The sequence below is a fragment of the Pseudomonas sp. BP11-1-1 genome (assembly GCF_052112105.1).
GTDB lineage: Bacteria > Pseudomonadota > Gammaproteobacteria > Pseudomonadales > Pseudomonadaceae > Aquipseudomonas > Aquipseudomonas alvandae.
In genome coordinates, this window is the sequence record NZ_JAUTYU010000043.1 from 1 (window position 1) to 896 (window position 896).

The window sequence follows — 896 nt, forward strand, 5'->3', positions numbered from 1 at the left end:
TTCCAGAGCGTTCCGCTAAAATCAAAGAAGCTTAAGGGCTAGTCCCCGTTCGCTCGCCACTACTAAGGGAATCTCGGTTGATTTCTTTTCCTCAGGGTACTTAGATGTTTCAGTTCCCCTGGTTCGCTTCTTGCACCTATGTATTCAGTACAAGATAACCATCTTATGATGGCTGGGTTCCCCCATTCAGACATCTCCGGATCAAAGTCTGTTTGCCGACTCCCCGAAGCTTTTCGCAGGCTACCACGTCTTTCATCGCCTCTGACTGCCAAGGCATCCACCGTATGCGCTTCTTCACTTGACCATATAACCCCAAGCAATCTGGTTATACTGTGAAGACGACATTCGCCGAAAATTCGAATTTCTCAATTAAGAGAACTCACAAATTTTACCTTAGCCTGATCCGTTACCAGTGAAAGTAACGTTCAGTCTATCTTTCTATCACATACCCAAATTTTTAAAGAACGATCTAATCAAAAGACTAGAAATCAACATTCACCATCACCTTGATGGAATGCTCATTTCTAAGCTTTCAGAAGCAGTTTATGGTGGAGCCAAGCGGGATCGAACCGCTGACCTCCTGCGTGCAAGGCAGGCGCTCTCCCAGCTGAGCTATGGCCCCATTACAAAATTGGTGGGTCTGGGCAGATTCGAACTGCCGACCTCACCCTTATCAGGGGTGCGCTCTAACCAACTGAGCTACAGACCCAATTTCGAGCTTGTAACTGTTAGCTGTGAGCTATCAGCTTGGAGCTTAAAGCTGCTTCTATCGTCTTCTTCAATGAATCAAGCAATTCGTGTGGGAGCTCATGAAGCAGCTGCGGTCGTCGATTAAGGAGGTGATCCAGCCGCAGGTTCCCCTACGGCTACCTTGTTACGACTTCACCCCAGTCATG

General features: G+C 47.5%; 2 tRNA genes and 2 rRNA genes. All 4 read right to left on the reverse strand.

The annotated features are described in order from the left end of the window. Positions 1-304: ribosomal RNA gene (locus Q7C33_RS28885) — 23S ribosomal RNA — on the reverse strand; the annotation flags it as partial. A gap of 242 nt (positions 305-546) precedes the next feature. Continuing rightward, a tRNA-Ala gene (locus tag Q7C33_RS28890) sits at positions 547-622 on the reverse strand. Positions 623-632: 10 nt separating this feature from the next. Further along, a tRNA-Ile gene (locus tag Q7C33_RS28895) sits at positions 633-709 on the reverse strand. A gap of 123 nt (positions 710-832) precedes the next feature. Further along, positions 833-896 (reverse strand): 16S ribosomal RNA (locus tag Q7C33_RS28900); the annotation flags it as partial.